Annotated in this window: 21 protein-coding genes and 2 pseudogenes; 6 read left to right on the forward strand and 17 right to left on the reverse strand. The window is 31.0% G+C overall.

The window, feature by feature from the left end; translation table 11 throughout:
* Nucleotides 1-15 precede the first annotated feature (15 nt).
* Nucleotides 16-438, reverse strand: a complete 423-nt coding sequence (locus tag AA076_RS12710) for a DUF1433 domain-containing protein (protein ID WP_001034756.1) — start codon at nt 436-438, stop codon at nt 16-18.
* Between the two features lie 250 nt (nt 439-688).
* Nucleotides 689-1,384 (reverse strand): SDR family oxidoreductase, encoded by a 696-nt coding sequence (locus AA076_RS12715; RefSeq protein ID WP_000217466.1) that lies wholly within the window; start codon nt 1,382-1,384, stop codon nt 689-691.
* A gap of 288 nt (nt 1,385-1,672) precedes the next feature.
* Here AA076_RS12715 and AA076_RS12720 point away from each other — a divergent pair, with 288 nt between their 5' ends.
* Nucleotides 1,673-1,954 (forward strand): single-stranded DNA-binding protein, encoded by a 282-nt coding sequence (locus AA076_RS12720; RefSeq protein WP_000220938.1) that lies wholly within the window; start codon nt 1,673-1,675, stop codon nt 1,952-1,954.
* Nucleotides 1,890-2,075 (forward strand): hypothetical protein, encoded by a 186-nt coding sequence (locus AA076_RS15680; protein ID WP_001791851.1) that lies wholly within the window; start codon nt 1,890-1,892, stop codon nt 2,073-2,075. Before AA076_RS12720 ends, AA076_RS15680 begins: the two co-directional genes overlap by 65 nt.
* 138 nt (nt 2,076-2,213) lie before the next feature.
* On the opposite strand, the gene AA076_RS12730 is transcribed toward AA076_RS15680, so the two are convergent.
* The 10 genes and pseudogenes from AA076_RS12730 to AA076_RS12775 form a co-directional block, all read right to left on the reverse strand.
* Nucleotides 2,214-2,405: a hypothetical protein gene (locus tag AA076_RS12730; RefSeq protein ID WP_001224379.1), complete on the reverse strand. Its 192-nt coding sequence runs from the start codon at nt 2,403-2,405 to the stop codon at nt 2,214-2,216.
* Between the two features lie 560 nt (nt 2,406-2,965).
* On the reverse strand, nt 2,966-3,760 hold the full coding sequence (locus tag AA076_RS12735; protein WP_000581889.1) for a tandem-type lipoprotein: 795 nt from the start codon (nt 3,758-3,760) through the stop codon (nt 2,966-2,968).
* Between the two features lie 111 nt (nt 3,761-3,871).
* Nucleotides 3,872-3,979: pseudogene (locus tag AA076_RS15980) on the reverse strand (Csa1 family protein); the annotation flags it as partial.
* A gap of 316 nt (nt 3,980-4,295) precedes the next feature.
* Nucleotides 4,296-4,583: a hypothetical protein gene (locus AA076_RS12740; protein WP_000521958.1), complete on the reverse strand. Its 288-nt coding sequence runs from the start codon at nt 4,581-4,583 to the stop codon at nt 4,296-4,298.
* 2 nt (nt 4,584-4,585) lie between these two features.
* Nucleotides 4,586-4,912, reverse strand: a complete 327-nt coding sequence (locus AA076_RS12745; RefSeq protein ID WP_000495498.1) for a hypothetical protein — start codon at nt 4,910-4,912, stop codon at nt 4,586-4,588.
* Nucleotides 4,912-6,236, reverse strand: a pseudogene (locus tag AA076_RS12755) (hypothetical protein). The gene AA076_RS12745 and the pseudogene AA076_RS12755 overlap by 1 nt, the downstream one beginning before the upstream one ends.
* Nucleotides 6,233-7,018, reverse strand: coding sequence for a tandem-type lipoprotein (locus AA076_RS12760; protein WP_000581873.1), 786 nt, complete (start codon nt 7,016-7,018; stop codon nt 6,233-6,235). Before AA076_RS12760 ends, AA076_RS12755 begins: the two are co-directional and overlap by 4 nt.
* 111 nt (nt 7,019-7,129) lie before the next feature.
* Nucleotides 7,130-7,906 carry a tandem-type lipoprotein gene (locus AA076_RS12765; protein WP_001549768.1) on the reverse strand — a complete coding sequence of 259 codons (777 nt, stop codon included), beginning with the start codon at nt 7,904-7,906 and terminating at the stop codon, nt 7,130-7,132.
* A gap of 302 nt (nt 7,907-8,208) precedes the next feature.
* On the reverse strand, nt 8,209-11,070 hold the full coding sequence (locus tag AA076_RS12770) for a DEAD/DEAH box helicase (protein WP_000088722.1): 2,862 nt from the start codon (nt 11,068-11,070) through the stop codon (nt 8,209-8,211).
* 1 nt (nt 11,071) lies between these two features.
* Complete coding sequence (locus AA076_RS12775) at nt 11,072-11,464, reverse strand: (deoxy)nucleoside triphosphate pyrophosphohydrolase (RefSeq protein WP_000755954.1); 393 nt, start codon at nt 11,462-11,464, stop codon at nt 11,072-11,074.
* A 116-nt stretch (nt 11,465-11,580) separates the two neighbouring features.
* On the opposite strand from AA076_RS12775, the gene AA076_RS12780 reads away from it, so the two are divergent.
* The 3 genes from AA076_RS12780 (at nt 11,581) to AA076_RS12790 (ending at nt 14,391) form a co-directional block, all read left to right on the forward strand.
* The gene (locus AA076_RS12780; protein ID WP_001795457.1) at nt 11,581-13,389 is read left to right on the forward strand and encodes a phospho-sugar mutase; all 1,809 of its coding nucleotides are present in this window, start codon (nt 11,581-11,583) and stop codon (nt 13,387-13,389) included.
* A gap of 283 nt (nt 13,390-13,672) precedes the next feature.
* Nucleotides 13,673-13,939, forward strand: coding sequence for a SaeRS system activator ScrA (gene scrA / locus AA076_RS12785; RefSeq protein WP_000678764.1), 267 nt, complete (start codon nt 13,673-13,675; stop codon nt 13,937-13,939).
* Nucleotides 13,940-14,082: 143 nt separating this feature from the next.
* Nucleotides 14,083-14,391, forward strand: a complete 309-nt coding sequence (locus AA076_RS12790; RefSeq protein ID WP_000217710.1) for a hypothetical protein — start codon at nt 14,083-14,085, stop codon at nt 14,389-14,391.
* 107 nt (nt 14,392-14,498) lie between these two features.
* Here the strand turns inward: AA076_RS12790 and AA076_RS15690 are convergent, their stop codons facing one another.
* The 4 genes from AA076_RS15690 to sarT form a co-directional block, all read right to left on the reverse strand.
* Nucleotides 14,499-14,732, reverse strand: a complete 234-nt coding sequence (locus AA076_RS15690) for a hypothetical protein (RefSeq protein ID WP_001790675.1) — start codon at nt 14,730-14,732, stop codon at nt 14,499-14,501.
* Nucleotides 14,713-15,906, reverse strand: coding sequence for an MFS transporter (locus AA076_RS12800; RefSeq protein ID WP_000966099.1), 1,194 nt, complete (start codon nt 15,904-15,906; stop codon nt 14,713-14,715). Before AA076_RS12800 ends, AA076_RS15690 begins: the two co-directional genes overlap by 20 nt.
* 383 nt (nt 15,907-16,289) lie before the next feature.
* Nucleotides 16,290-20,405 carry an E domain-containing protein gene (locus AA076_RS12805; RefSeq protein ID WP_047930429.1) on the reverse strand — a complete coding sequence of 1,372 codons (4,116 nt, stop codon included), beginning with the start codon at nt 20,403-20,405 and terminating at the stop codon, nt 16,290-16,292.
* A 304-nt stretch (nt 20,406-20,709) separates the two neighbouring features.
* Complete coding sequence (sarT, locus tag AA076_RS12810; protein WP_000998869.1) at nt 20,710-21,066, reverse strand: HTH-type transcriptional regulator SarT; 357 nt, start codon at nt 21,064-21,066, stop codon at nt 20,710-20,712.
* A gap of 323 nt (nt 21,067-21,389) precedes the next feature.
* Here sarT and sarU point away from each other — a divergent pair, with 323 nt between their 5' ends.
* On the forward strand, nt 21,390-22,133 hold the full coding sequence (sarU, locus tag AA076_RS12815) for an HTH-type transcriptional regulator SarU (protein WP_000386367.1): 744 nt from the start codon (nt 21,390-21,392) through the stop codon (nt 22,131-22,133).
* Between the two features lie 210 nt (nt 22,134-22,343).
* Here the strand turns inward: sarU and galU are convergent, their stop codons facing one another.
* Nucleotides 22,344-23,210, reverse strand: coding sequence for a UTP--glucose-1-phosphate uridylyltransferase GalU (galU, locus tag AA076_RS12820; protein ID WP_000721336.1), 867 nt, complete (start codon nt 23,208-23,210; stop codon nt 22,344-22,346).
* Nucleotides 23,211-23,334 lie beyond the last annotated feature (124 nt).

A 23,334-nucleotide genomic window follows, 5' to 3' on the forward strand; every position in this document is an offset into this window, starting at 1 on the left:
AACGGCCGCATAGTTTTAGCGGTCGTTCTTTTTAGACTCTAATTCCTTTTTTATCTCATCAGGTGATTTGGTTTGATGTACTGGTTTTAATAACGTGCTTAAATTTTTACTTTTGATTAAACTTCCACCAAATTGATAATTATGTTCTGGAGACCCATATGCAACAAAATCATCTTCTTTATTTTCATTTATGTAACCTTCAATTACTGCATCGCCCATAGGTCCTCTTTTTAAACTTGTGAAATGTACAGTTTTGATGGTATTGGGTTCTTTAGTATTATGCTTAAGATAGAGTGTAATACGCTCCTGTTGTTCTTTATAGTATATTGCTTTTTGTTTTTCTTTTTCGTCATATTTCACTTTTAAATAAATGACTGATGCAACTATACATATACATAAAATGACACCAATAATTATAAAAACATGTTTTTTGTTCATTAAAGTAACTCCTAAAATGTGGTGGAAAATGAAAAAATTTTTATAATCTATAATTATGAACATTACAGATTATAAACCATAACACTAACATCGTCGCCTTCATTAACTTGATTGTTAAAATCAGCAATTACTGAGAATTGTACAAGGAATAATTGCCTATTATGCCCTCATGTAATTATTGCCTTACTAACATTAACAAAATCGATAGCTATTACATTAAATGCCTATACCCCAGACCTCAAACACCTTTTTATACAGGACGCACTGTAATTTCATTCACGTTAACGTGCTTTGGTTGTGTTAATGCATATAATACTGCTTCTGCAATATCTTGTGGTTCAAGTTTTTTACGATCTGTTGGATTGTATGCGGCAGTTATGGCTGTATCTACCATTCCTGGAGAAATGCTTGTTACTTTAACGCCTGTCTTTGCCAACTCTTTTTCTAATCCTTGAGTAATAGTGTGAACTGCTGCTTTCGTCGCACTATAAATCGTACTACTTTTCGTTACTTCAAAGCCAGAAATAGATGCAATGTTAATAAGATGGCCACTTGATTGTTCTAACATAGTTGGTAATGCAGCCTGTGCCGTATATAAAGTGCCTTTGATATTCACATCAATCATACTATCCCACTCATCTACTTGATAATCAGTAATCTTAGACGACAACATTTGCCCCGCACTATTGATAACAATATCCAAACCACCGAATGTTTGTTGTGCAATTTTTATCAATTCATCGACTTCTTCTTTATTCGTTACATCTGTTGGCACTACCTTCACACTATCTTGTGACAATTGATTCGCTACGTTTTGTAATTTTTCTTTATTTCTACCTGCTAAGACAACTTTTGCCCCTTCTTCATGTAGTAATGTTGCAATTGCTTCTCCAATACCACTACCTGCACCTGTAACTACTGCTACTTTATCTGTTAATACTGTCATAATGATCGACTCCTTTGATTCTTTTTATTTTTTCAGGGTAAATCATAAATACATATTACTTTTAAAAAGCGTATCACAATTCATATAACGGTCATAATAACTCGCTTCATTTTCATAGATAAATTACATTACAAGCCATTCGAAACATACAATTAATCGTTGCTTATATTTTTTATTTTTAAAAATGTTGAAAAATCGTCACTTCTTTATTGTAAAAACATTATATTAGTAATAAAGTTAATACTGTGATTTATCATTCGATTGAATGATTAGAGGGAGGAATAAAACGTGACATATCATGAGCGTGTTTTAGCATTAAGAGCAGAAAGTAAAAGAACCGCATTTGATTTTCGATTCGAAGATTTATTTAGCAAAGAAGAATGGCTAAGTATGTCTCTTGCAGAAAGACAAAAAGCTGAAAAAGCATTTCGACACGAAGTTAAAAATATGGACGATGTAAGAATGCCCTTCTCAAGTGTCCATGACGCCCAAGTAAAATTATATAATGTTGTATATTCTTATAACGGCATTAAACGTAATTTTAAACAAGTTGAAAATGAAGGATTCTAATATCATTTCGTTTATATATAGCAGACATGATAGAATTTTATATGTAAATCTTGTAGGTAATCGTTTTAAAAATAATATAAGTATGACTAAAGCCACATCCAATATAGGACGTGGCTTTTAGTATCGTTCCAGATTTGTGGGGAGTTAGGGTTTACTTAATTAAAGGGGTCTGCCCTCAATTGCTCACCAACGAGGGCAAGTTACATCAATCACACTTCAATTGCCGCCGACTAGGGGTAGTAATCATTGGCAATAAGAACTAGTTAGTGACTAACGATTTACGTTCCATAGCAAAGTGATACAAACGCTCAGCATCAATGTAAGGCATAGAATCAATAGTTAGGTAACCATCTTTGATGTCACCAATTAATCCTTGATTTACACCAGTGTTCACGTAAATATCATAGCTACTTACGTCTGAGAAAATAAGCGCTTCAATCTCTTTTCTCATAATCATCACTCCAATGTTTATATAGTATTTATATAAACTCTCTCGTCTCTCTCTATTTATTAACTTCTTACAAGTCTAATATTACATGAATTTCCAAATAAATAAAGGGATTTGTGATGTATTTCACAAATTTATCACTATTTTGGAAAATTAAGAAATATTTAATTATATAAAAGTTTAATAAGTCAGAAAATATGATAAAATGTAGATGTTCTTTAGACATTAAAAGCTTCTAACATGATACGGAATATGAGGTTCCTGTATCACATTAGAAGCTTTTTTGTTGCGGTGCTTATATTAATAATGGCATGAATGAACGCATGCTGTCTTAGCTCCAAGAATCATATAAGCTATTAAACTTCCGTTCTTTGAATATTTTTTAATTTCTTACTAATATCATCCAGTTCATTCTTCGCCTTTTTAACCCAATCTCCTTGAGCTACATTATCAAATTCACCTTTAAATTTTTTGAAATGGCTACCTATATTTCACAGCTCACTTTAGATATCGAACTTGTTTCTTCAGAGTTACTTGTTATATTACCAGGTTTTATTTGATATTCAGTTTGACTCATACCTTGTATCCTCACTTGGAGTATATTGTACAGAATCTGTAAAATAAATGTTTTCTTCTTTATTTTCGACAAAGGTAAATTCAAGACTTCTAGAACCTACGGATGAACCTTTTAAATCTCCATCGCCTTTCAATAATAGTTTCGGCGCTTGTTTGGTTGGAATATCATATCTTTTTCTTAACTGTTGGACATTATAATCATCATTATTCAATTGATATTTTGCCGAATAACTTGGTACATTAGGATTATATGAAATATCACCATCTTTATAATCATTAATATCTTTAAAGTTGCCATATTGTACAAAGAACTTAAAGTTTTCAATCTCTTTTTTTAACTTGTCATTCGGTAGTGGCTTCGTTGGTATGATTTTATTATGTTCCATTTTTACCGGATACCTTTTTTCATCATCCTTTGGTCTGCCGTTACTGTCATCTGTCATTTCACTTATAAAATAATACCCTTTTGTGGTTCTAGTATTGCGATTGATATAGAGCACCATTCCTCTCGTTTCCATATCCTTACCTTTTGGCTCGATTACCATTTCAGAATTAACTATCCAAGTACCTTTATCACCCTTTTTAAATTCTTGATCTCGAAAGCCTTCTTTATCGTAAAAATCATCGAGATTTTTGGTTGGATATAATTTTAATGTTTGATTAAATGTGTCTTTAATTTGGGCGTTTCGACCATTTGTTTTTGTCATAATGACATAACCTACAATCAATATAATGAGTAATACCAAGCATATACCGAGCGTTAATTTCTTTGAATGAATCATCATTTCTCCACCTTATATTTTTAATATTGACTCAGTTTTTAATATTTACAACTAAAGCGAAAAATTATTTTGAACACTTTATGAAATTTTTATTTCAAACTTCTATTAACCCTATTCAGTAGGTTTGAAATTAATACTATCAGAAAAATACACATTTTCTTCTTTATTTCTTATAAAGTTAAATTCTAGTTCTTTAGAACCTACGGATGAGCCTTTTAATCGCCATCACCTTCATACAGTTTGAAGTCATATTTACCAATTGTAAATGACGACTAGATGATATATAGTTCAAGAAACATCAAAATTCGTTAAAACATAATCAAATTTTATTATGTTCAAAACTTTATTTTCCAAAAAATAAAAAAGAAGTTAAACAAAGATTGGTTGCTTAACTTCCATTATTGAATTCATTAGTCCGATTTGACATAGATCCCGAAAAATAATGGCTAATAGCCACTTATAGTCGAAATTATGAACTATATAATTCATTTATTATTAAATGGATTATATACTTATTGTGTTTCTTAATACCTTTTTATACTTTAATATCTTGAATTTTTTCTAAATCATTACTAATATCTTTTAATTCGTCTGTGGCATTTTTCACCCAAGCCCCTTGTGCCGCATTTTTAAAATCATCTTCAAATTTTTTGAAATGACTTACCATTTGGTCAAGTAATATTTTCTCATCACTTTTCAGCTTATTTTGATGATCATGATGCATACGAACATGTTCAGGCGCAATAACCTCACTAATCTGTTCTTTTTCCTTCATTTGTTCCAATACTGCTAAATCTGGTAAACCACTAAAATCAAGTCCCACGCTTATTCATCTCCTTCAATTCTGTCAGATTGTTTTAGATATTCTCTTCTTAACTCATCTTTATAATCTTCTAATTTCATTTCGTGATGTCGGATACGTTGATTCGTTTCTCTATCGAAAGATTCTATAATACGTGTCATCCTGATCATAGCGTCTTCACTATAATTCATTTTATGTTTGAGATATAAGAAATGATCATACATTTGTTCACATTTCTTGCGTGTTTGATGTCTTAATTCATCAATTTGATTGAATGCATCATTCAATTGTTTTCTTTCTTCATCATAGGCATTTTCAAGTTCATTAATATTTTTATACGTAGTAAACATTACATCATCCCATCAATCTGGCTCGCTAACATTTGGTCATTAGAAACAATTGCTTCGATACTCTGTTTAATTTTTGCGATATAGCCATTACAATTTTTATAAACATCATTTAATTTCTTTATCTTATCATCAATTTTTCTTTTGGGATCTGTTTCAAGTTTACTTTCATACGCGCCACCTTTTCTTAATTCATCTATAACCTCTTCAGAGGTTAATTTTTCACCAATTTCATTTCCAACTTCTTGCGCTTTTTTCCAGTTGTCTCCAAATTTATGTGCCATCGCGTGATACATTTTTTCAAATGTTGGCTTTCTTCATTCACTAATTGATTTAAGCCTTCGGCAATGGTTAGTGCTGTTAAAGCTTCTAATAATTGTTGTTGGGAGGAAGAGAGTGATCCACCCGTTGTTTGAATCCAATTCGCTCTTAACGTCTCTACTTTATGTAATCTATGCCTCGTTTGTTTACGAACGGATTTTAATGCTTTATTATTTTCGTCTTGGTAGCCTTTAACTTTGTTTAATTCAGCTAAGATTATAGCCTGTGTTCTGCTCATTAAAATACCACTCATTGCATGGCCTTCTCCATTTTTAAGTACTATTTTTTCTCCAGCAGTTTCATATAAATGATTGCGGACACCTGCATCTAATTCGTCTTCATCAGACACAAATCTTACAATGTGACCATCGTACTTTTCAATCAATTTTTTAAGTTCTTCTTGATCGGCATAAAGGCCGCTCACATCTTTGATCGCTAATGGAGCTGGATTATACACAACGATATGTTTAATATCATTACTCATACCTAAAATCATCGCATCTCTACCGCCCAGCGAATGTCCGGTAATAATATCAATATCATAGTCTTTTTTGATATTTTTGATAAAGTCTTGGGTATTTTTATAATGTGGATCTTTATCTGTGACGGAATGAAGGCCAATATTGACATCGGCCCCAATATCCTTTAGCGTTTCACTCACATCTATATATCCTTGATAAGAAGGAACACCAAATGTTTGTTTTAATATTGCGTCTTTGTGTACATTAGTACCTGTCATACCTAAAGTAACTTTGCCAGTGTCTTTATTTAAAAAGGCGCTTGTAGTCGTGCCTGTTTTGGGGTCCGTATAACTTTTAAGATATGAAAGATTTTTAGGGAATTTATTTTTTTCTTGTAACTTTTTAATTTGTTTATCAATTTTATTTTGTTTTAAACCACTGTTATTTGCGTTTTCTATTTCATAACTTATATTAGATACTGTACTTGTTTCTTCAGAGTTACCTTTTATATTGCCAGATTTTATTTGATATTCCGTTTGACTCATGATTTATCATCCTCGCTAGGTGTAAATTCGACCGAATCTGAAAAATAGATATTCTCTTCTTGATTTTCTACAAACGTAAATTCTAGATCCTTAGATCCTACGGATGAGCCTTTTAAATTGCCGGATCCTTTCAATTTTAATTCGGGCGCTTGTTTGGTTGGAATATGATATCGTTTTCTTAACTGTTGAACATTATAGTCATCATTATTCAATTGATACTTTGCAGAATAACTTGGCACATTAGGATTATATGAAATATCACCATTTTTATAATCTTTAAAATCTTTAAAATTTCCATATTGTACAAAGAACTTAAAGTTTTCAATCTCTTTTTTTAACTTGTCATCCGGTATAGGCTTTGTTGGAATAATTCGATTATTTTCCATCTTGACAGGATATTTTTTTTCTTTACTACGTGAATATCCTTTACTATCTTCAGTTATTTCGGTGACAATAAAATTACCCTTCGTTGTTCTAGTATTGCGATTGATATAGAGCACCATTCCTCTCGATTCCATATTTTTCCCTTTTGGTTCGATAACCATTTCAGAATAAATAATCCAAGTCCCTTTATCTCTTTTATCAAATTCTTGATCTCGAAAACCTTCCTTATCGTAAAAATCATCGAGATTCTTGGTTAGATATACACTTAATGTTTTGTTGAAATTTTCTTTAATTTGAGCGTTTCGACCATTTGTTTTTGTCATAATGACACAACCTCCAATCAATATAATGAGTAATACCAAACATATACCGAGCGTTAATTTCTTTGAATGAATCATCATTTCTCCACCTTATATTTTTAATACTGACTCAATCTTTAATTTACACAACTAAAGCGAAAAATTATTTTGAACACTTTATGAAATTTTCATTTCAAACTTCTATTAACCCTATTCAGTAGGTTTGAAATTAATACTATCCGTAAAATAGATGTTTTCTTCTTTATTTTCTATAAATGTAAACTCTAAATTTTTGTGTCCTATAGATGATCCTTTTAAATCACCATCGCCTTTTATTAATAATTTAGGTGCTTTCTTAGTTGGTATATCATACCTCTTTCTAAGTTGCTTCACATTGTAGTCATCATTACTTAATTGATACTTTGCTGAATAACTTGGCACATTCGGATTATATGAAATGTCACCATCTTTATAATCATTAATATCTTTAAAGTCACCGTATTGTACAAAGAATTTAAAGTTTTCGATTTCTTTTCTTAATTTATCATCAGCTATCGGTTTGGTTGGGATAATTTTATTATGTTCCATTTTTACTGGATATTCTTTTTCTTTACTACGTGAGTATCCTTTTTTATCTTCCCATAATTCCCTCACAATAAATTCACCTTTTGTCGTTCTGGTATTGCGGTCTACATACAGGACCAATCCTCTGGATTCCATATTCTTTCCATTTGTTTCTATTGTCATTTTAGAGTGAATTATCCAAGTGCCTTTGTCGCCCTTTTCAAACTCTTGATCTCGAAAGCCTTCCTTATCATAAAAGTCTTCAAGATTTTTAGTTGGATACAGGCTCAACGTTTTGTTGAAGTTTTCTTTAATTTGTTTATCTTTACTGCTTTCTTCCTTTTTCATTCCGCAAGCCCCTATAAAAACAGCTAATAATACTAAATACAGCCAGAGCCTCAACCTTTTTGAGTGAATCATCATTTCACATCCCCATTTTTATTTTTGATGCAAAGTTAAGTTCAAATTCCAATATTAATAATATTAGAGGAAATTTTATGATTAAATCCTCGTGGATTTTAATTGTTAGTTGTATTTTTCACATATCAACATCACAAATTATTTAAAAAGCGCAAATATCTTTATAATTTTTATTGGCCTAACCAACTAATTAATTAAGATAAATTGCGCTTATATTTAAAATAATAACACTGAAACTCAATGTATTTACTTATTAAAATTGATGTTTAAATACAACTTTACTAACATTCATTTTTCGGTTTACATTAATTTGTTAGATAACGATATATATCATCTCTTACAGCTTTATCCAGTGCTAAATCCATCGTTACTACGTTTGAACCATTCGGCATTTTATCTTGCTTTTCTGAACCTTCTATATATCCAGCAGTTCCTAAATAATAAAAATATATACCATCATCATCTTTTTTCTGTACAAAAATATACATTTTAATTCCTTTTGCTCTATGGGACAAAATTTTCTGAACTTCTTTTGATTCTAGCGTTCTATTAGATTTAGTAAACCATTTTAATTCATCTTGACTTAAAAATTCATCTTCATATTTTGTGCTATCACTTATATCCTCATGCTTATCATAAGTGATAAATATTGGCATTTCTTGGCTTTTTATCATGTATCCCATGATTACAGACGAACCATTTTTATTCCAATTAAATATTTTACTAAAATCTTCTCTTGAATATTTATTATATAAAATCAGTCCATTTTTACCTTTTTGGTATTTTTCATTGTTATACTTTGATAATTCAATAAGATCTTCTAAAAACATATTAAATGTTTGATTACTTAGAGCATTAGTAAATGCATCGCTTAGTCTTATCATTCTTTCATTACGTTCTATAATGGGACTTCCATAGATTTTTTCAATTCCTGCGTTGTAAAATGAAAAATCTAAAATTCTTAATGAAGTATCTATATCATCTTCTGTTATATCCTTAACTTCGTTCAACATTTTATTTTTTAATTCATCATATGTTAATTCATTTTTTAAAAGTTCTTCTAAAACTAAACTATCGATTCTTTTCAATCCAGGTGCTATTTGCCTTGAAAAGAAAACCAGATTTTTAGATTCATTTTCCGTCAATAATGTATCTATTTTTTTATATCTCACTAAGAACTCGTAATAATTACTAAATTTAGAAAATATAACGCTTGGATCTATAGAATGTTGTTGTATGAAATCCATTAGTAACGGCATGTGTCCCAATCTATTTTCAACTTCTTCATAAGCTTTTAATATTAATTTATTTTGATTTAATGATACTGCATCCAATGAATTGTAAATCTGTTTTTTAGCAACTTCTTCAAAATTAATTGTAGATACTCCATTAATCGAATCGTTATTCGTTAAAAACTTCTTATAATTATCTTTATTTTGCGATTGATCCCCAGAAAGCGCAATCGGAATTAAATAATTTGTCTTATAATTACCAATAAAATCAATTACTGTAACATACTCTTTATTTGAACTTTTTCTTAATCCTCTACCAAGTTGCTGAATGAATATAATACTAGACTCTGTTGGTCTCAACATTACAACTTGATTGACTTCTGGAATATCAATACCTTCGTTAAAAAGATCTACAGTTATAATATAGTTAATCTTACCTTCTTTTAATTTTTCTATTACAATTTGGCGATAATTAACACTATCATCTCCTGTTAAAGCAACACTTTTAATCCCTTTTGAACTTAGTTTATCCGCTAAATCATAAGCTTCTTTTTTGCTACTTACAAAAATCAATCCTTGTAAAATTTCACCTGAATATCCATAGTAATCTGTCTTTTGAATAATATAATTAACTCTTTCATCAGAAGTTAAATATCTCAGTTTAGTTACATCATCTTCTTTAATACCTTGATGTACATAATCAGTCACACCAAAATAATGAAATGGACATAAAATATCACTTTCTAATGCTGCTTGTAACCTTATTTCATATGCAATATTATAATCAAACAGTTCAAATATACTTAATTCATCTGATCTTTCTGGTGTAGCAGTCATTCCCAGCATGAACTTAGGTTTGAAGTAGTTAAATACTCGTTGATAAGTAGATGCAGCAGAACGATGTGCTTCATCAAAAACAATATAATCAAATTCATTTTCATCAAATTGCTTAAAATTATCATCTCTAGATAATGTTTGAATGGTTGCAAATAAATATTTGGCATCGACATCTCTATGTTTTCCTGTCAACAATCCAAAATCACTATCATTTTTTATAGGTAATACTTTTTTAAATTCTTCCTTAGCTCTATTTAAAATCCCCTCATTATGAACAATAAATAAAAATTTATTAGGGTTTACTTCTCTAACATCTAATGCACATAAAATCGTTTTACCTGTACCAGTTGCAGATATTATTAACGCCTTATCTTTGGCTTTATCCCTAATAGCTTTTAATGACCTTAATGCTTCTGCTTGCATTAAATTGGGTACAATTTCCACTGATTTTTTCACCTTATCAGCTAGCAGCATTTGAGTTTGTTCAACCTCCGCTAATTTTTCTAAGGAACGGTACTCAAATGATTCTTTATATGAATTAATCCATTGCTCAGTCAGTGGGGTACTCTTTTGCCATAACAAGTCAAATTCACTTTTTACACTATCAACTAAATCGCCATTTTTCATAGTAGACAGTAAAACATTATGCTCATAATTAACCTTTAACGCATTAGATGTTAAATTAGAGCTTCCTATTACCATAGAACTATAATCCTTATGCTCAAAAATATATCCTTTGGCATGGAATCCAGCAATATCAGTTAATCTTACCTCTACATTTTTTAATTTAAGTAATTCTCCATACATTTTAGGACTATTAAACCCTAAGTAATTAGATGTTAATATTTTCCCTTTAACACCCTTATTGCTTAAATCTAATAGTTGAGCCTTTAAGCTGGCTAAACCGCTTTCTGTTATAAAAGCCACAGAAAAATAAAACGTTTCACATTTTTGAAGTTCATCTATAATTGTTGAAAGAACTTTTTCATTTTTATTATTTACTAAAAGCTTCGGTGTATAATTCCCTTTATGAGAAATATGTTTGTCTATAAACCCTTTATGTAAAGATTGATTGAAATCATTTAGTAATCTACTCATATTATCCCTCAGTCATAATTTTATTAACGGCTGGTATATCCGCTGGGGCCCAATTTAATTTATCAAGTTCGTTTATTGACAACCATTCAATACTCTTATGTTCAGTTAGAGTTGGTAACTCTTTGTTTAAAGTACATTTGTATGTTGTTAACCTAACAATTCCAAAATCATATTCATGTTCTGTAGTTATAACTTTGTCTCCAACAATTAAATCACATTTCATTTCTTCTCTAATTTCTCTAATCAAAGCGTCTTTTTCAGTTTCATTCTTTTCAACCTTACCGCCAGGAAATTCCCACATTAAAGGCAGACTCATTTTTTCACTTCTCTGTGCACAAAGAATTTTGTTATCAGAAAAAATAATAGCTCCTACTACATTGATTACTTTTTTCATAAGACTCACCCTTCAATTTAAAATCATCTTAATTGTTATTCTATCAAAAATTACAAAACTATATATAAATCAATATTAAAAATTAATATTTTACATTCACATGAACGCTCTACTCCATGCATTTTCATACACATCTATTATATAATACTTGTGAAAAGTATTGTCTTGGGGCTGTGTTTTTTTACTTTTGGGGCGTATTTCTTTATAATTCATTACATAAATGTAAGGGCTTTAGTTTTCATGTTTTATTAAGTCTAACTGAGATTTTGAAAGGATGTTTAGCAACAATGGATAAAGAATTATGGATAGAACGAGCTAATGATAGTTTAGTTAAACATTTTTATGAGCAGCAATCTGACATTGAACAGCGAGAAGGTTTTGAAAGTAAATTAACATTTGGTACTGCGGGTATACGCGGAAAATTCGGTCTTGGTGAAGGTCGACTTAATAAGTTTACTATTGAAAAATTGGCATTAGGTTTAGCGCGTTATTTAAATGCCCAAACAAACAGTCCAACAATAGTCATTCATTATGATATTAGACATCTTTCAACTGAATTCGCCCAAATAATTGCTAATGTATTAGCAAACCATCAAATAACAGTTTATTTACCTGATACATATAAAACGACACCGGAATTATCGTTCGCGGTGCGCAATCTTAATACTACTGCTGGCATTATGATTACAGCAAGTCATAATCCGAAAGACTATAACGGCATCAAAGTATATGGTTCTGATGGTGCGCAATTATCGACTGATGCATCTGAGCTTGCAAGTCGTTATATCGAAGAAGTTGGCGATCCATTACAGATTGATATACCTATTTCTAAACAAAATACATCTTATATCAAGCCTTTTCCGAAATCTGTAACTGATGACTATATGAAACACATTCAAAATATGATTGGCTATATTCCTAAATCTGATTTACAAGTTGTGTTCACTAGTTTGCATGGTACAAGTGTTCCGATTGTACCTGAGTTATTACAATCTTTGAATTTCAATCAATTTAATCTTGTAGAAGCACAATGTAAACCTGATCCGAATTTCAGCTCAGTTCAAAGTGCTAATCCTGAAGATCATCGCGCTTTTGATCAAGCAGTCGAACTTGCAAATAAAAGTCATGCAGACTTATTAATATCAACTGACCCTGATGCAGATCGACTTGGTATTGCTGAACGTGATGCACACGGTCATATCACATATTTTAATGGCAACCAAATTGGTGCGCTGTTACTTAATTATCGTATTCAACAAACGTCTCAATTACGTCACCGCTTAATGATTCAATCTATTGTAAGTAGTGAGTTAACAAAGTCATTAGCACGCTATAATAATGTTGAATACAAAGAGGTGCTGACGGGCTTTAAATTTATTGCTCAGGAAATAAGACAACTGGATGATCATCAAAATATGATTTTCGCATTTGAAGAGAGTTACGGTTTTCTATCAGAGCCTTTTGTACGTGATAAAGATGCCGTACAAATTGTGCCACTCATTATAAAATACGCTTCTGAGTTAAAATTATATGGCAAAACATTGAAAGATGAATTAGAACAGATTTATCAAACTGTTGGTAGACATGAGGATACATTATTCTCGCATACGCTAGAAGGATTTGAAGGGAAAAAGAAAATTAATGCAATAATGACCAAATTCCGTTCAAATCCACCGCAAGAGATTCAAGGACTCAAAGTGAAAGCAATTGAAGATTATTTAACTAGCGAGGTTTATCATTTGGATAAAGATACAACGTCGCAGATTAATTCTCCTAAATCAAATGTTATTCGTGTCTTATTTGACGAAGGATTTATCGCTTTACGTCCTTCTGGTACTGAACCTAAAATTAAATTATATGTGTCGTTAAAATGTCCGAATTTTGATGATGTAGCTCAAAAAATTAATGCGATGATTTTTAGCTAATTAAAAATTTTATACATCGAAATATTACATTTCATTTTATGCTTATCAGCCCTTTTGAAACTAGAATCCTTATGTTTTCGCGTTTTGAAGGGGCTAATTTGTAATAATTTTTCAAAAGTATATTAGAAAATTAATTTTCATGTATTTTTCATATTAAGCGGTAATAATATAATAATTAATACCGCGACCTATTTAATTGTTTTCGCGATGAAAAAGGTTTAGAATTACAAAAATAACTATTTTAAATTTAGTTACAAATATATTTTAGAAAGGATGTGAAATAATGAAAGGCTCTAAACAAATACTTTTGATTATGGGCATTATATCTCTTATTGTTTTATTTATTTTTACACTATTCATCATGGCGCAATATGCAAAACATTATGAACAAAAATCCGACAGTTCCAACGCACATACTTTAAATTCATCATCAGCCATAATTGAGCAACATACTATGTCGAATTTAGCGTCTCTAGATTTATACGCTCCTGTTCGTAACATTACTTCTAGTCGTGATATTCATCCCATTTATTTCATGACAAAAGATTAAAACTTCCTTTTTCATAACCCCATTCATTCAACTAATAAATTAAAAAATGATAAAAACGTACTGTTTTTTAGAAACATACATATATAAGAAACGCATCCATTACTAAAAGACAGTACATTATATTCTATCAGGAAGGTGCAACAATGACCGTCAACATCGTATTTAGTATCGTATTCTGCATAAGTATGGTTATATTAGGCATTTATGTCGCAATAACTAAAGATTTCACACTAATCTCTTTTATAAATCAAACGGCCATTGCAGATAAACACAAGAACCAAATTGCATATATATTTACGCTATGTATAAGTTTGAGTGCAGTATTTTTAATGTCTTCAATTCTAAGCTTTGAATATGATTTTATTGCATTAGCATTCTTATTTTTAACGATAGCATTATTACTTATCGCATTATTCTACGTTTGCTTTTATAAAATTACAAAATACCCATAAATGTTTGTGATAGTGTGTTGGTTAGATTTATTGATGCGCTGTCAGTAAGTAATTGTTTGCGAAAAAAATACAACCTTGTACGAATACAAAGTTGCATTAATATAGAATCATTTATGCTTTTTAATATCACAAAACAAATTGATTAAACTAGCTAAAATAGTCAAAATTGGAATCAAGATTACATAAATATCATAACCTCTAGATATTAGTATACATAATATAATTAGCGACCCTATTATAATTGCTAAATTATAAGCCAAACTAATTTTATATTTCATTTCAATTCCCACCTTAATAGCATTTATTAAAATTCTATAATGTTTACATAGACTTCTTAACAAACTTTAACCCAGCTAAGCTAAGTATTGAAATAATTACACCTCCTAATATAAATATATTACTTAAGCTTAGTAAAGGTATAATTATACTTATCAGTCCTAAAGACAATGTATCCGCTGCATAATTCGATGTAGATGAGATACTAAATACTTTCCCCATCAAATGATTTGGCGTTTTTATTTGAATGGCAACTGATCTTGTTAGTCCCTCTATAGATTGTCCAAGTCCCAATAATGTTGCACCTATATATAATATCGCCACACTTGGAAACACATTAATAATCGATAAGCCAATTCCCCAAACTAAAACACCAATACTAAATTTAAAGATTAATCGCTTTTCTGACAGCAAACCCATAATCAATGACATTAATAAAGATGCTATACCTAAACATGATGTAGCTAGTCCATATACACCAACGCCCTCTTTTAATATATTGGAAATAAACAATGGTAATACAACACGCCAAAGGCCAGTATTAATCAATATGCAGGCAAATTGGATGATTATAATAAATGGAATTTCTTTAGATTGTTTCAAGAATTCCCAAGTTTCAGAAAAATCTTCTTTTGAGTGTCTATCAATCATGTTGTTATTTGTATATTTTAAAAGTGCATTAAAAATAAATCCTAAAAATAGCAATATACTACAAATAAAAAAGACGCCAACATTACCAACTAGTATTACAATGACACCAATTAAAGCAGGTAAAATAATATTTGAGCCTCTTTGCAAACTATCGATTAACGCATTACTTGTTGCTAAATGCTCCTCATCAATAATTTCAGGAAGAATTGCCCTAAACGCAGGATCCGTATAGCAGTTAATAATGGTGATAGCTGTAGATATGGTTAGAAGCGTCAGATAATTTAAATTTGATGTTATTGCAAGTAAAGGAATAATTATTATAATCAAACTTAGTATAAGATCAGATAGATAAAGTATTTTCTTTTTATTATGTTTATCAGAATATGCGCCACCGAAAATACCAAATATAATAAATGGAAGTGTTTGACTCATAACCATCATTGATAATTTTAAAGATGATTGGTTTGTCAATTCAACAGTAAACCAAATTATTTGTAACGAAAACAGCACAAAACAACTCCGACGTAAGAAATTACCAATCAATAAATATGTAAAGTTTCTATTTTTCAAAACTTCTAAATACAACATATTTATCACCTCTCATAAAAATAATTGAATGCATCCACCAGCTTTTTTAGACCTTCTTCTAAACTCTCTTTATCCAAAGCGCAATTAATTCTAATATAATTTAGTCAGTTAAATATCAATTATTTCGAAATATACATACTACTTGAAACACCATACATAACCCCCAAAATGACTACTCAGAGGTTATATTCTACTAATTATGATTATATTAAATATGAAAATATTATCAAAAAAATCAAATTTATAACAAAAATACACCCCTTAAAGTTAGGTCTTTCAATCCAACTTTTGGGGTGTATATCATTCTCATCATATTCTAGGTTGTTTTTAACAAACTAAATATAGTGAATGCAAATCAACTATTATTTAAATTATGAATTATTTTAATTCTTTCTTCTACGAGCCAATAACATTAATCCAGCAATTCCAATTATACTACTAAAGATCAAACCTTTTTGCGTGCTTTCTAAACCTGTTTTTGGTAATTCTGCTCGTTTTTTCTCTTGATTAGCTACTGATTCTTTAGCAATTTTAGATTTTTTAACTTTATCATTTTTATCCATTGAATGAACTGGGCCATTTGGTTTTGCTCTGTCTTTCGATAATCCTGGATTGTTAGGATTTACTGGGCCACTTGGATGAGTTGGTCTGCTCGGCTTCTCTGGGTTTTCAGGTCCTTTTGGATCTTTTGGTTTCTCTCCACCGAACTCTACAATCTTATCTACTGGTTGTTTTGTGATCTCTTCTGTTGGTTGACCCTCGCCAACTTTTTCACCTGTTAATGGGTTCACTGTGATTGGTGTTGTGATTGTCTTACTTCCTGGTTGTCCTTCTTGTTTCACTCGCTCTTCACCAGGTTGTAATTTTGGATTAAACTCACGTTTTGTTTCAAACGGTATCTCTACTGTTTTTGTTTCTGGTGTACCCGTTTTTGGTCCGTGTTTAATCACATCATCCACTGGCTCTTCGATCACTTTTCCTGTGTCTGGATTCTTGATTCCTGGTTTACCTGGTACTTTTTCCGTTTGATCTGTTGGTAAGTTTGGATCAAAGATATCTTTATGACCTTGCGGTATTTTCTCGCCACCGAATTCTGTTAATTCATTAACTGGATCTTTTGTGATTTCTTCTTTCGATTCACCTTTACTAATAATTTCTCCAGTTAATGGATTTTTTAGTGTTGGCGTCGTTATTGTCTTCTCACCTTTTTGTCCTTCTCTTGTTACTTTTTCTGTCCCTGGTGCTAAATCAGGATTAAATTTACGTTCTTTCTCGAATGGAATTTCTTCTTTTTCTACAATCGAGTCTCCTTTTACAGGTCCATATTTTGTTACGCTATCGACCGGTGGTCTAACTACATCTCCTGTTTCTGGATTCTTAATTCCTGGTTTACCTGGAACTTCCTCTTTCTCTCCTGTTGGTAACTTCGGATCAAATTCGTCTCGATGACCTGGTGTTATCGTTTCTGGTCCGTATTCTGTTAATTCATTAATCGGATCTTTTGTGATTTCTTCTTTCGATTCACCTTTACTAATAATTTCTCCAGTTAATGGATTTTTTAGTGTTGGCGTCGTTATTGTCTTCTCACCTTTTTGTCCTTCTCTTGTTACTTTTTCTGTCCCTGGTGCTAAATCAGGATTAAATTTACGTTCTTTCTTGAATGGAATTTCTTCTTTTTCTACAATCGAGTCTCCTTTTACAGGTCCATATTTTGTTACGCTATCGACCGGTGGTCTAACTACGTCTCCTGTTTCTGGATTCTTAATTCCTGGTTTACCTGGAACTTCCTCTTTCTCTCCTGTTGGTAACTTCGGATCAAATTCGTCTCGATGACCTGGTGTTATCGTTTCTGGTCCGTATTCTGTTAATTCATTAATCGGATCTTTTGTGATTTCTTCTTTCGATTCACCTTTACTAATAATTTCTCCAGTTAATGGATTTTTTAGTGTTGGCGTCGTTATTGTCTTCTCACCTTTTTGTCCTTCTCTTGTTACTTTTTCTGTCCCTGGTGCTAAATCCGGATTAAATTTACGTTCTTTCTTGAATGGAATCTCTTCTTTTTCTACAATCGAGTCTCCTTTTACAGGTCCATATTTTGTTACGCTATCGACCGGTGGTCTAACTACGTCTCCTGTTTCTGGATTCTTAATTCCTGGTTTACCTGGAACTTCTTCTTTCTCTCCTGTTGGTAACTTCGGATCAAATTCGTCTCGATGACCTGGTGTTATCGTTTCTGGTCCGTATTCTGTTAATTCATTAATCGGATCTTTTGTGATTTCTTCTTTTGGTTCACCTTTACTAATAATTACTCCAGTTAATGGATTTTTTAGTGTTGGTGTCGTTATTGTCTTCTCACCTTTTTGTCCTTCTCTTGTTACTTTTTCTGTCCCTGGTGCTAAATCAGGATTAAATTTACGTTCTTTCTCGAATGGAATCTCTTCTTTTTCTACAATCGAGTCTCCTTTTACAGGTCCATATTTTGTTACGCTATCGACCGGTGGTCTAACTACATCTCCTGTTTCTGGATTCTTAATTCCTGGTTTACCTGGAACTTCCTCTTTCTCTCCTGTTGGTAACTTCGGATCAAATTCGTCTCGATGACCTGGTGTTATCGTTTCTGGTCCGTATTCTGTTAATTCATTAATCGGATCTTTTGTGATTTCTTCTTTCGATTCACCTTTACTAATAATTTCTCCAGTTAATGGATTTTTTAGTGTTGGCGTCGTTATTGTCTTCTCACCTTTTTGTCCTTCTCTTGTTACTTTTTCTGTCCCTGGTGCTAAATCAGGATTAAATTTACGTTCTTTCTCGAATGGAATCTCTTCTTTTTCTACAATCGAGTCTCCTTTTACAGGTCCATATTTTGTTACGCTATCGACCGGCGGTCTAACTACGTCTCCTGTTTCTGGATTCTTAATTCCTGGTTTACCTGGAACTTCCTCTTTCTCTCCTGTTGGTAACTTCGGATCAAATTCGTCTCGATGACCTGGCGCTATTGTTTCAGGTCCGTATTCTGTTAATTCATTAATCGGATCTTTTGTAATCTCTTCTTTTGGTTCACCTTTACTAATAATTACTCCAGTTAATGGATTTTTTAGTGTTGGTGTCGTTATTGTCTTCTCACCTTTTTGTCCTTCTCTTGTTACTTTTTCTGTCCCTGGTGCTAAATCCGGATTAAATTTACGTTCTTTCTTGAATGGAATCTCTTCAACTTTTTTTTCTAATTCTGTTATTGTTTTTGGCGCTTCTGGTGTAAAAGTAAACTCTGAACCTTTCAAGTCAGTTCTCATCCAGCCATTTGCATTTATCCCTTGATTAAGGCCCCATCTTTGACTAGATGTAATTAAGAAATTATATGCCTGATTTTTAGATAAACCTAAATCTGTTATTGAAGTCTCCCAAGTTTTACCAGCATATTCTGCTCTCATTTTACCAGTTGAAGCAACATAAGTTAAGATGACATCATTTAAACGTTGCCCATGAAACTTTCCATCTGATGTATTAGTTGAATTGTCCGCATAGTTTAAAAAATTAGTTTTTGATTTATCAATATTTTCTCCAACCATTTGTGAATTACCAGAACTGTCATTTTTCACAAAAGCTCCGTATCCTCTATAACCTTGTCCAGCTTGCTTTTCAGTTTTGTCCATGGAACTTGTATAAATGTATCCAGTATCAATTTTAAATCCGCCTGAATTTACCAGACCTTTATCCCCAAGGATTCCACCATTAGTTAAATATTCTTCTGCATTTCCTTTACTAAATAAGAACCCCCAACCATCAGCACCTGTGGTATTTGATTGATGGTTATTTGCCACTCTAACTTTAAAATTGAAATCCTTACTAAAATCTATTTTATTTTTTAATTGTAAAGCTCCTATCAAACCATTACTTTCATTACCAACATTAAACCTGGTTACCTCTGATACCCCTAAATCTGTTGGTTTTTTTTGTATATCAACACTTCCGTAACCTTCAAAATGTTCTTTACCTTGAATTGTAATTGGGGTAGATTCAACTACATTTTTAGAATCTCTTGTAATATCAAAAGAGCCTTCATCAACAGAACGAGCTTTTCTAACCTTAGGTGTCTCTGCGTTATGAGTGACTGACGATTTCGGCTGAACTTCAGCAACATCAGCTACTTCTTTTGGTGTATCCTCCTTTTTTGATATATCTTCAGCTTTTACTGATGGTTCATGTTCGATTGTGTCTTTGTTTGAAGTTACTTCAGATTTAGCTTCTACACCCTGTGGTGCAGTGTCTTTGTTTGTTACTTCTTCAATCTTCACTTCTTTTGATTGGACATTATCTTTTAATGTAGTTGGATTCTCAATATTGTTTTCAGCTGCTTCTGCCTCTTGTTGAGTTCCCAAATACATTAGTGAGCCAATTAAAATAGATGCTGTTCCAACTGTAAATTTTCTTATTGAATATTTATTCAATTTATTTGATAGAAAATCTACTCTTTTATTTACCGGTCCTTTCTTATCTCTCATTTGCATACTCCTTTTTCCATATTTTCCACTTTACTTACAGTGAATTTACATGTAATTTTACAAATACAATAGGAGTTGCACAATGGAATATAACACTTATCTTTATAAAATTATTTTATATATTGACGCACTTAAAACAATCTACAAATAAAATTATTATTTTTAGTTTTCAATGAATAATTCATTCTTATCTGTTGGAAAAACCCATCAACTCAATAGCATTGAATTTCTAAAATAAAAAATACCTTAACGCATTTAAAAATACATTTAACTGCACCAAGATATTAAAATCTCGAAACATACTTTATGTTTCATTAATATTTATTTCACTCAAAAGATTTTTAATATAATTGTGTTGTTTTACAGAAACAACAATGATTACATTTCTACTATCATGTGGGTCTCTACATTTATTCAAGTAACCCTTTTTTGATAAATCTTTTACGCTTTTAACAATTCTAGATTGGTCTATACCGATATAACTTATAATGTCTCTCATAAAATATTTACCTTCATCATTTTTAAATACATCTAAATATGCTAATACTAAATAATTATCTAATGTAAGACAAAAATATTTTTTTAAATATTTACGCAGCTCATATGTAGTTAATACTCTTTTCATTAATTTAATATTGCTCTTGCTTTTCAAATCATTCATCAAGTCTTCATCCCTTACTTTTAATTGTCACGTCAAATAATATTTGTCTTTAACTAGTAATAACTCCAAATATATTTAGTTTGTGGTGCTAGCTATAAACACAAATGAATCATAACACTATATTTTGATTTTGTTCAATTGTTTTTATTTTTGGATAATAAATGAATTTGTCATTTGTTATTCTGTGATTTTTAGTTATTTATATTTTATATATATTATATATAAAAATATTTAGGTTAACATGTCTTCAAAAGAGATTGCTTTTATATTACTTTAAATAATATAAAGTATTGGGACATCAGAAAATAGTAGGAGAATGTAAGGTGGACTATCAAACTTTCGAAAAGGTCAATAAATTCATAAATGTAGAAGCGTACATATTTTTTCTCACTCAAGAGTTAAAGCAACAATATAAATTATCATTAAAAGAATTGTTGATATTAGCATATTTTTATTACAAAAATGAACACAGTATTTCACTAAAAGAAATCATTGGTGACATACTTTACAAACAATCTGATGTTGTAAAGAACATTAAGTCACTATCTAAAAAAGGATTTATAAATAAGTCTAGAAACGAAGCAGATGAACGCCGTATTTTTGTTTCAGTTACTCCAATACAACGTAAAAAGATTGCTTGTGTTATTAATGAGTTAGATAAAATAATTAAAGGATTTAATAAGGAAAGAGACTACATAAAATATCAATGGGCTCCAAAATATAGCAAAGAATTTTTTATACTTTTTATGAACATTATGTACTCAAAAGATTTTTTAAAATATCGATTTAATTTAACATTTCTTGATTTATCTATCTTATATGTAATATCATCTCGAAAAAATGAGATACTAAATTTAAAAGATTTGTTTGAAAGTATTAGATTTATGTATCCTCAAATTGTTAGGTCAGTTAATAGATTAAATAATAAAGGTATGCTAATCAAAGAACGATCCCTTGCAGATGAAAGGATTGTGTTAATCAAAATAAATAAAATACAATATAACACTATTAAAAGCATATTCACAGATACTTCCAAGATTCTCAAACCAAGAAAATTTTTCTTTTAAATTTAAACAGATTTACCTCTTGATAAAATAAATAAGCAATCATACTACTTCTCAATTTAGTATAAATAAAAATACATAATTAACTTTCTTTTGTTTTTATATTATTTCAATACCCTACTATATATCACAACACATAAATTAAGCATGACACTCATTCAATTTAGTTCACCATTTCGTGTTCCAATTTTACTGAGTATCATGCTTTTAATGTTATAAACCTAATGCTTTAATAAATCGTGTTAATTCTTCTCGCATACTGTCATCTTTCAATGCATATTCTATGGTAGTTTTAACGAAGCCTAATTTTTCTCCAACGTCATAACGTTCGCCTTCGAAGTCATATGCATACACTTGGTTATCATTATTCATACGTTCAATCGCATCTGTTAACTGAATTTCGTTACCTGCGCCTTCTTTTTGCGTTTTTAAATAATCGAAAATTTCAGGCGTTAATACATAACGTCCCATAATAGCTAGGTTTGATGGTGCCGTACCTTGTGCTGGCTTTTCAACAAACTTTTTCACTTCATACTGACGTCCGTTTTTAGTTAATGGGTCAATAATTCCATAACGATGAGTATCTGCTTCCGGAACTTCTTGGACACCTATAACTGAGTGCCCTGTTTCTTCATAAACGTCAATCAACTGTTTCACTGCTGGCACTTCAGATTCAACAATATCGTCACCTAATAATACCGCAAATGGTTCATTGCCGATAAATTGACGCGCAGAACTAATCGCATGCCCTAAACCTTTTTGTTCTTTCTGCCTTACATAAAAAATATTCGCAAGTTCCGTTGAATACTGAACTTTCTCTAGTAATTCAGATTTACCTTTTTCTTTTAACACCATTTCTAATTCTTTTTGACTATCAAAATGATCTTCAATCGCGCGTTTGTGGCGACCTGTCACTATAATAATATCTTCAATTCCAGCTCTTGCAGCTTCTTCAACGATATATTGTATTGTGGGTTTATCTAAGATAGGAAGCATTTCCTTTGGCATCGCTTTAGTTGCTGGTAAAAATCTAGTCCCTAAACCAGCAGCGGGAATGATTGCCTTTTTTATTTTTTTCAAAGTTAATGTGCTCCTTTTCCTAAGTATTAAATCTATGTATCAACGTCATTTTAACACTAATTAGAACGCCTTCATAGTGTCATTGAGTATGTAATTATTTCTTGGGAAATTTGTTTTAATTTTA

The sequence above is a fragment of the Staphylococcus aureus genome, from assembly GCF_001027105.1.
Lineage (GTDB): Bacteria > Bacillota > Bacilli > Staphylococcales > Staphylococcaceae > Staphylococcus > Staphylococcus aureus.

Bases quoted from the DNA above. Each gene is read 5' to 3' on its own strand.
- AA076_RS12805 (WP_047930429.1), bottom strand. From the start codon at position 20,405: ATGAGAGATAAGAAAGGACCGGTAAATAAAAGAGTAGATTTTCTATCA.
- AA076_RS12730 (WP_001224379.1), bottom strand. From the start codon at position 2,405: ATGAGAAAAGAGATTGAAGCGCTTATTTTCTCAGACGTAAGTAGCTAT.
- AA076_RS12780 (WP_001795457.1), top strand. From the start codon at position 11,581: ATGCATTTTCATACACATCTATTATATAATACTTGTGAAAAGTATTGT.
- AA076_RS12710 (WP_001034756.1), bottom strand. From the start codon at position 438: ATGAACAAAAAACATGTTTTTATAATTATTGGTGTCATTTTATGTATA.
- AA076_RS12775 (WP_000755954.1), bottom strand. From the start codon at position 11,464: ATGAAAAAAGTAATCAATGTAGTAGGAGCTATTATTTTTTCTGATAAC.
- AA076_RS12735 (WP_000581889.1), bottom strand. From the start codon at position 3,760: ATGATTCATTCAAAGAAATTAACGCTCGGTATATGCTTGGTATTACTC.
- AA076_RS12760 (WP_000581873.1), bottom strand. From the start codon at position 7,018: ATGATTCATTCAAAGAAATTAACGCTCGGTATATGTTTGGTATTACTC.
- AA076_RS12790 (WP_000217710.1), top strand. From the start codon at position 14,083: ATGACCGTCAACATCGTATTTAGTATCGTATTCTGCATAAGTATGGTT.
- AA076_RS12770 (WP_000088722.1), bottom strand. From the start codon at position 11,070: ATGAGTAGATTACTAAATGATTTCAATCAATCTTTACATAAAGGGTTT.
- sarT (WP_000998869.1), bottom strand. From the start codon at position 21,066: ATGAATGATTTGAAAAGCAAGAGCAATATTAAATTAATGAAAAGAGTA.
- AA076_RS12800 (WP_000966099.1), bottom strand. From the start codon at position 15,906: ATGTTGTATTTAGAAGTTTTGAAAAATAGAAACTTTACATATTTATTG.
- AA076_RS12765 (WP_001549768.1), bottom strand. From the start codon at position 7,906: ATGATGATTCACTCAAAAAGGTTGAGGCTCTGGCTGTATTTAGTATTA.
- scrA (WP_000678764.1), top strand. From the start codon at position 13,673: ATGAAAGGCTCTAAACAAATACTTTTGATTATGGGCATTATATCTCTT.
- AA076_RS12715 (WP_000217466.1), bottom strand. From the start codon at position 1,384: ATGACAGTATTAACAGATAAAGTAGCAGTAGTTACAGGTGCAGGTAGT.
- AA076_RS12745 (WP_000495498.1), bottom strand. From the start codon at position 4,912: ATGTTTACTACGTATAAAAATATTAATGAACTTGAAAATGCCTATGAT.
- AA076_RS15680 (WP_001791851.1), top strand. From the start codon at position 1,890: ATGTTGTATATTCTTATAACGGCATTAAACGTAATTTTAAACAAGTTG.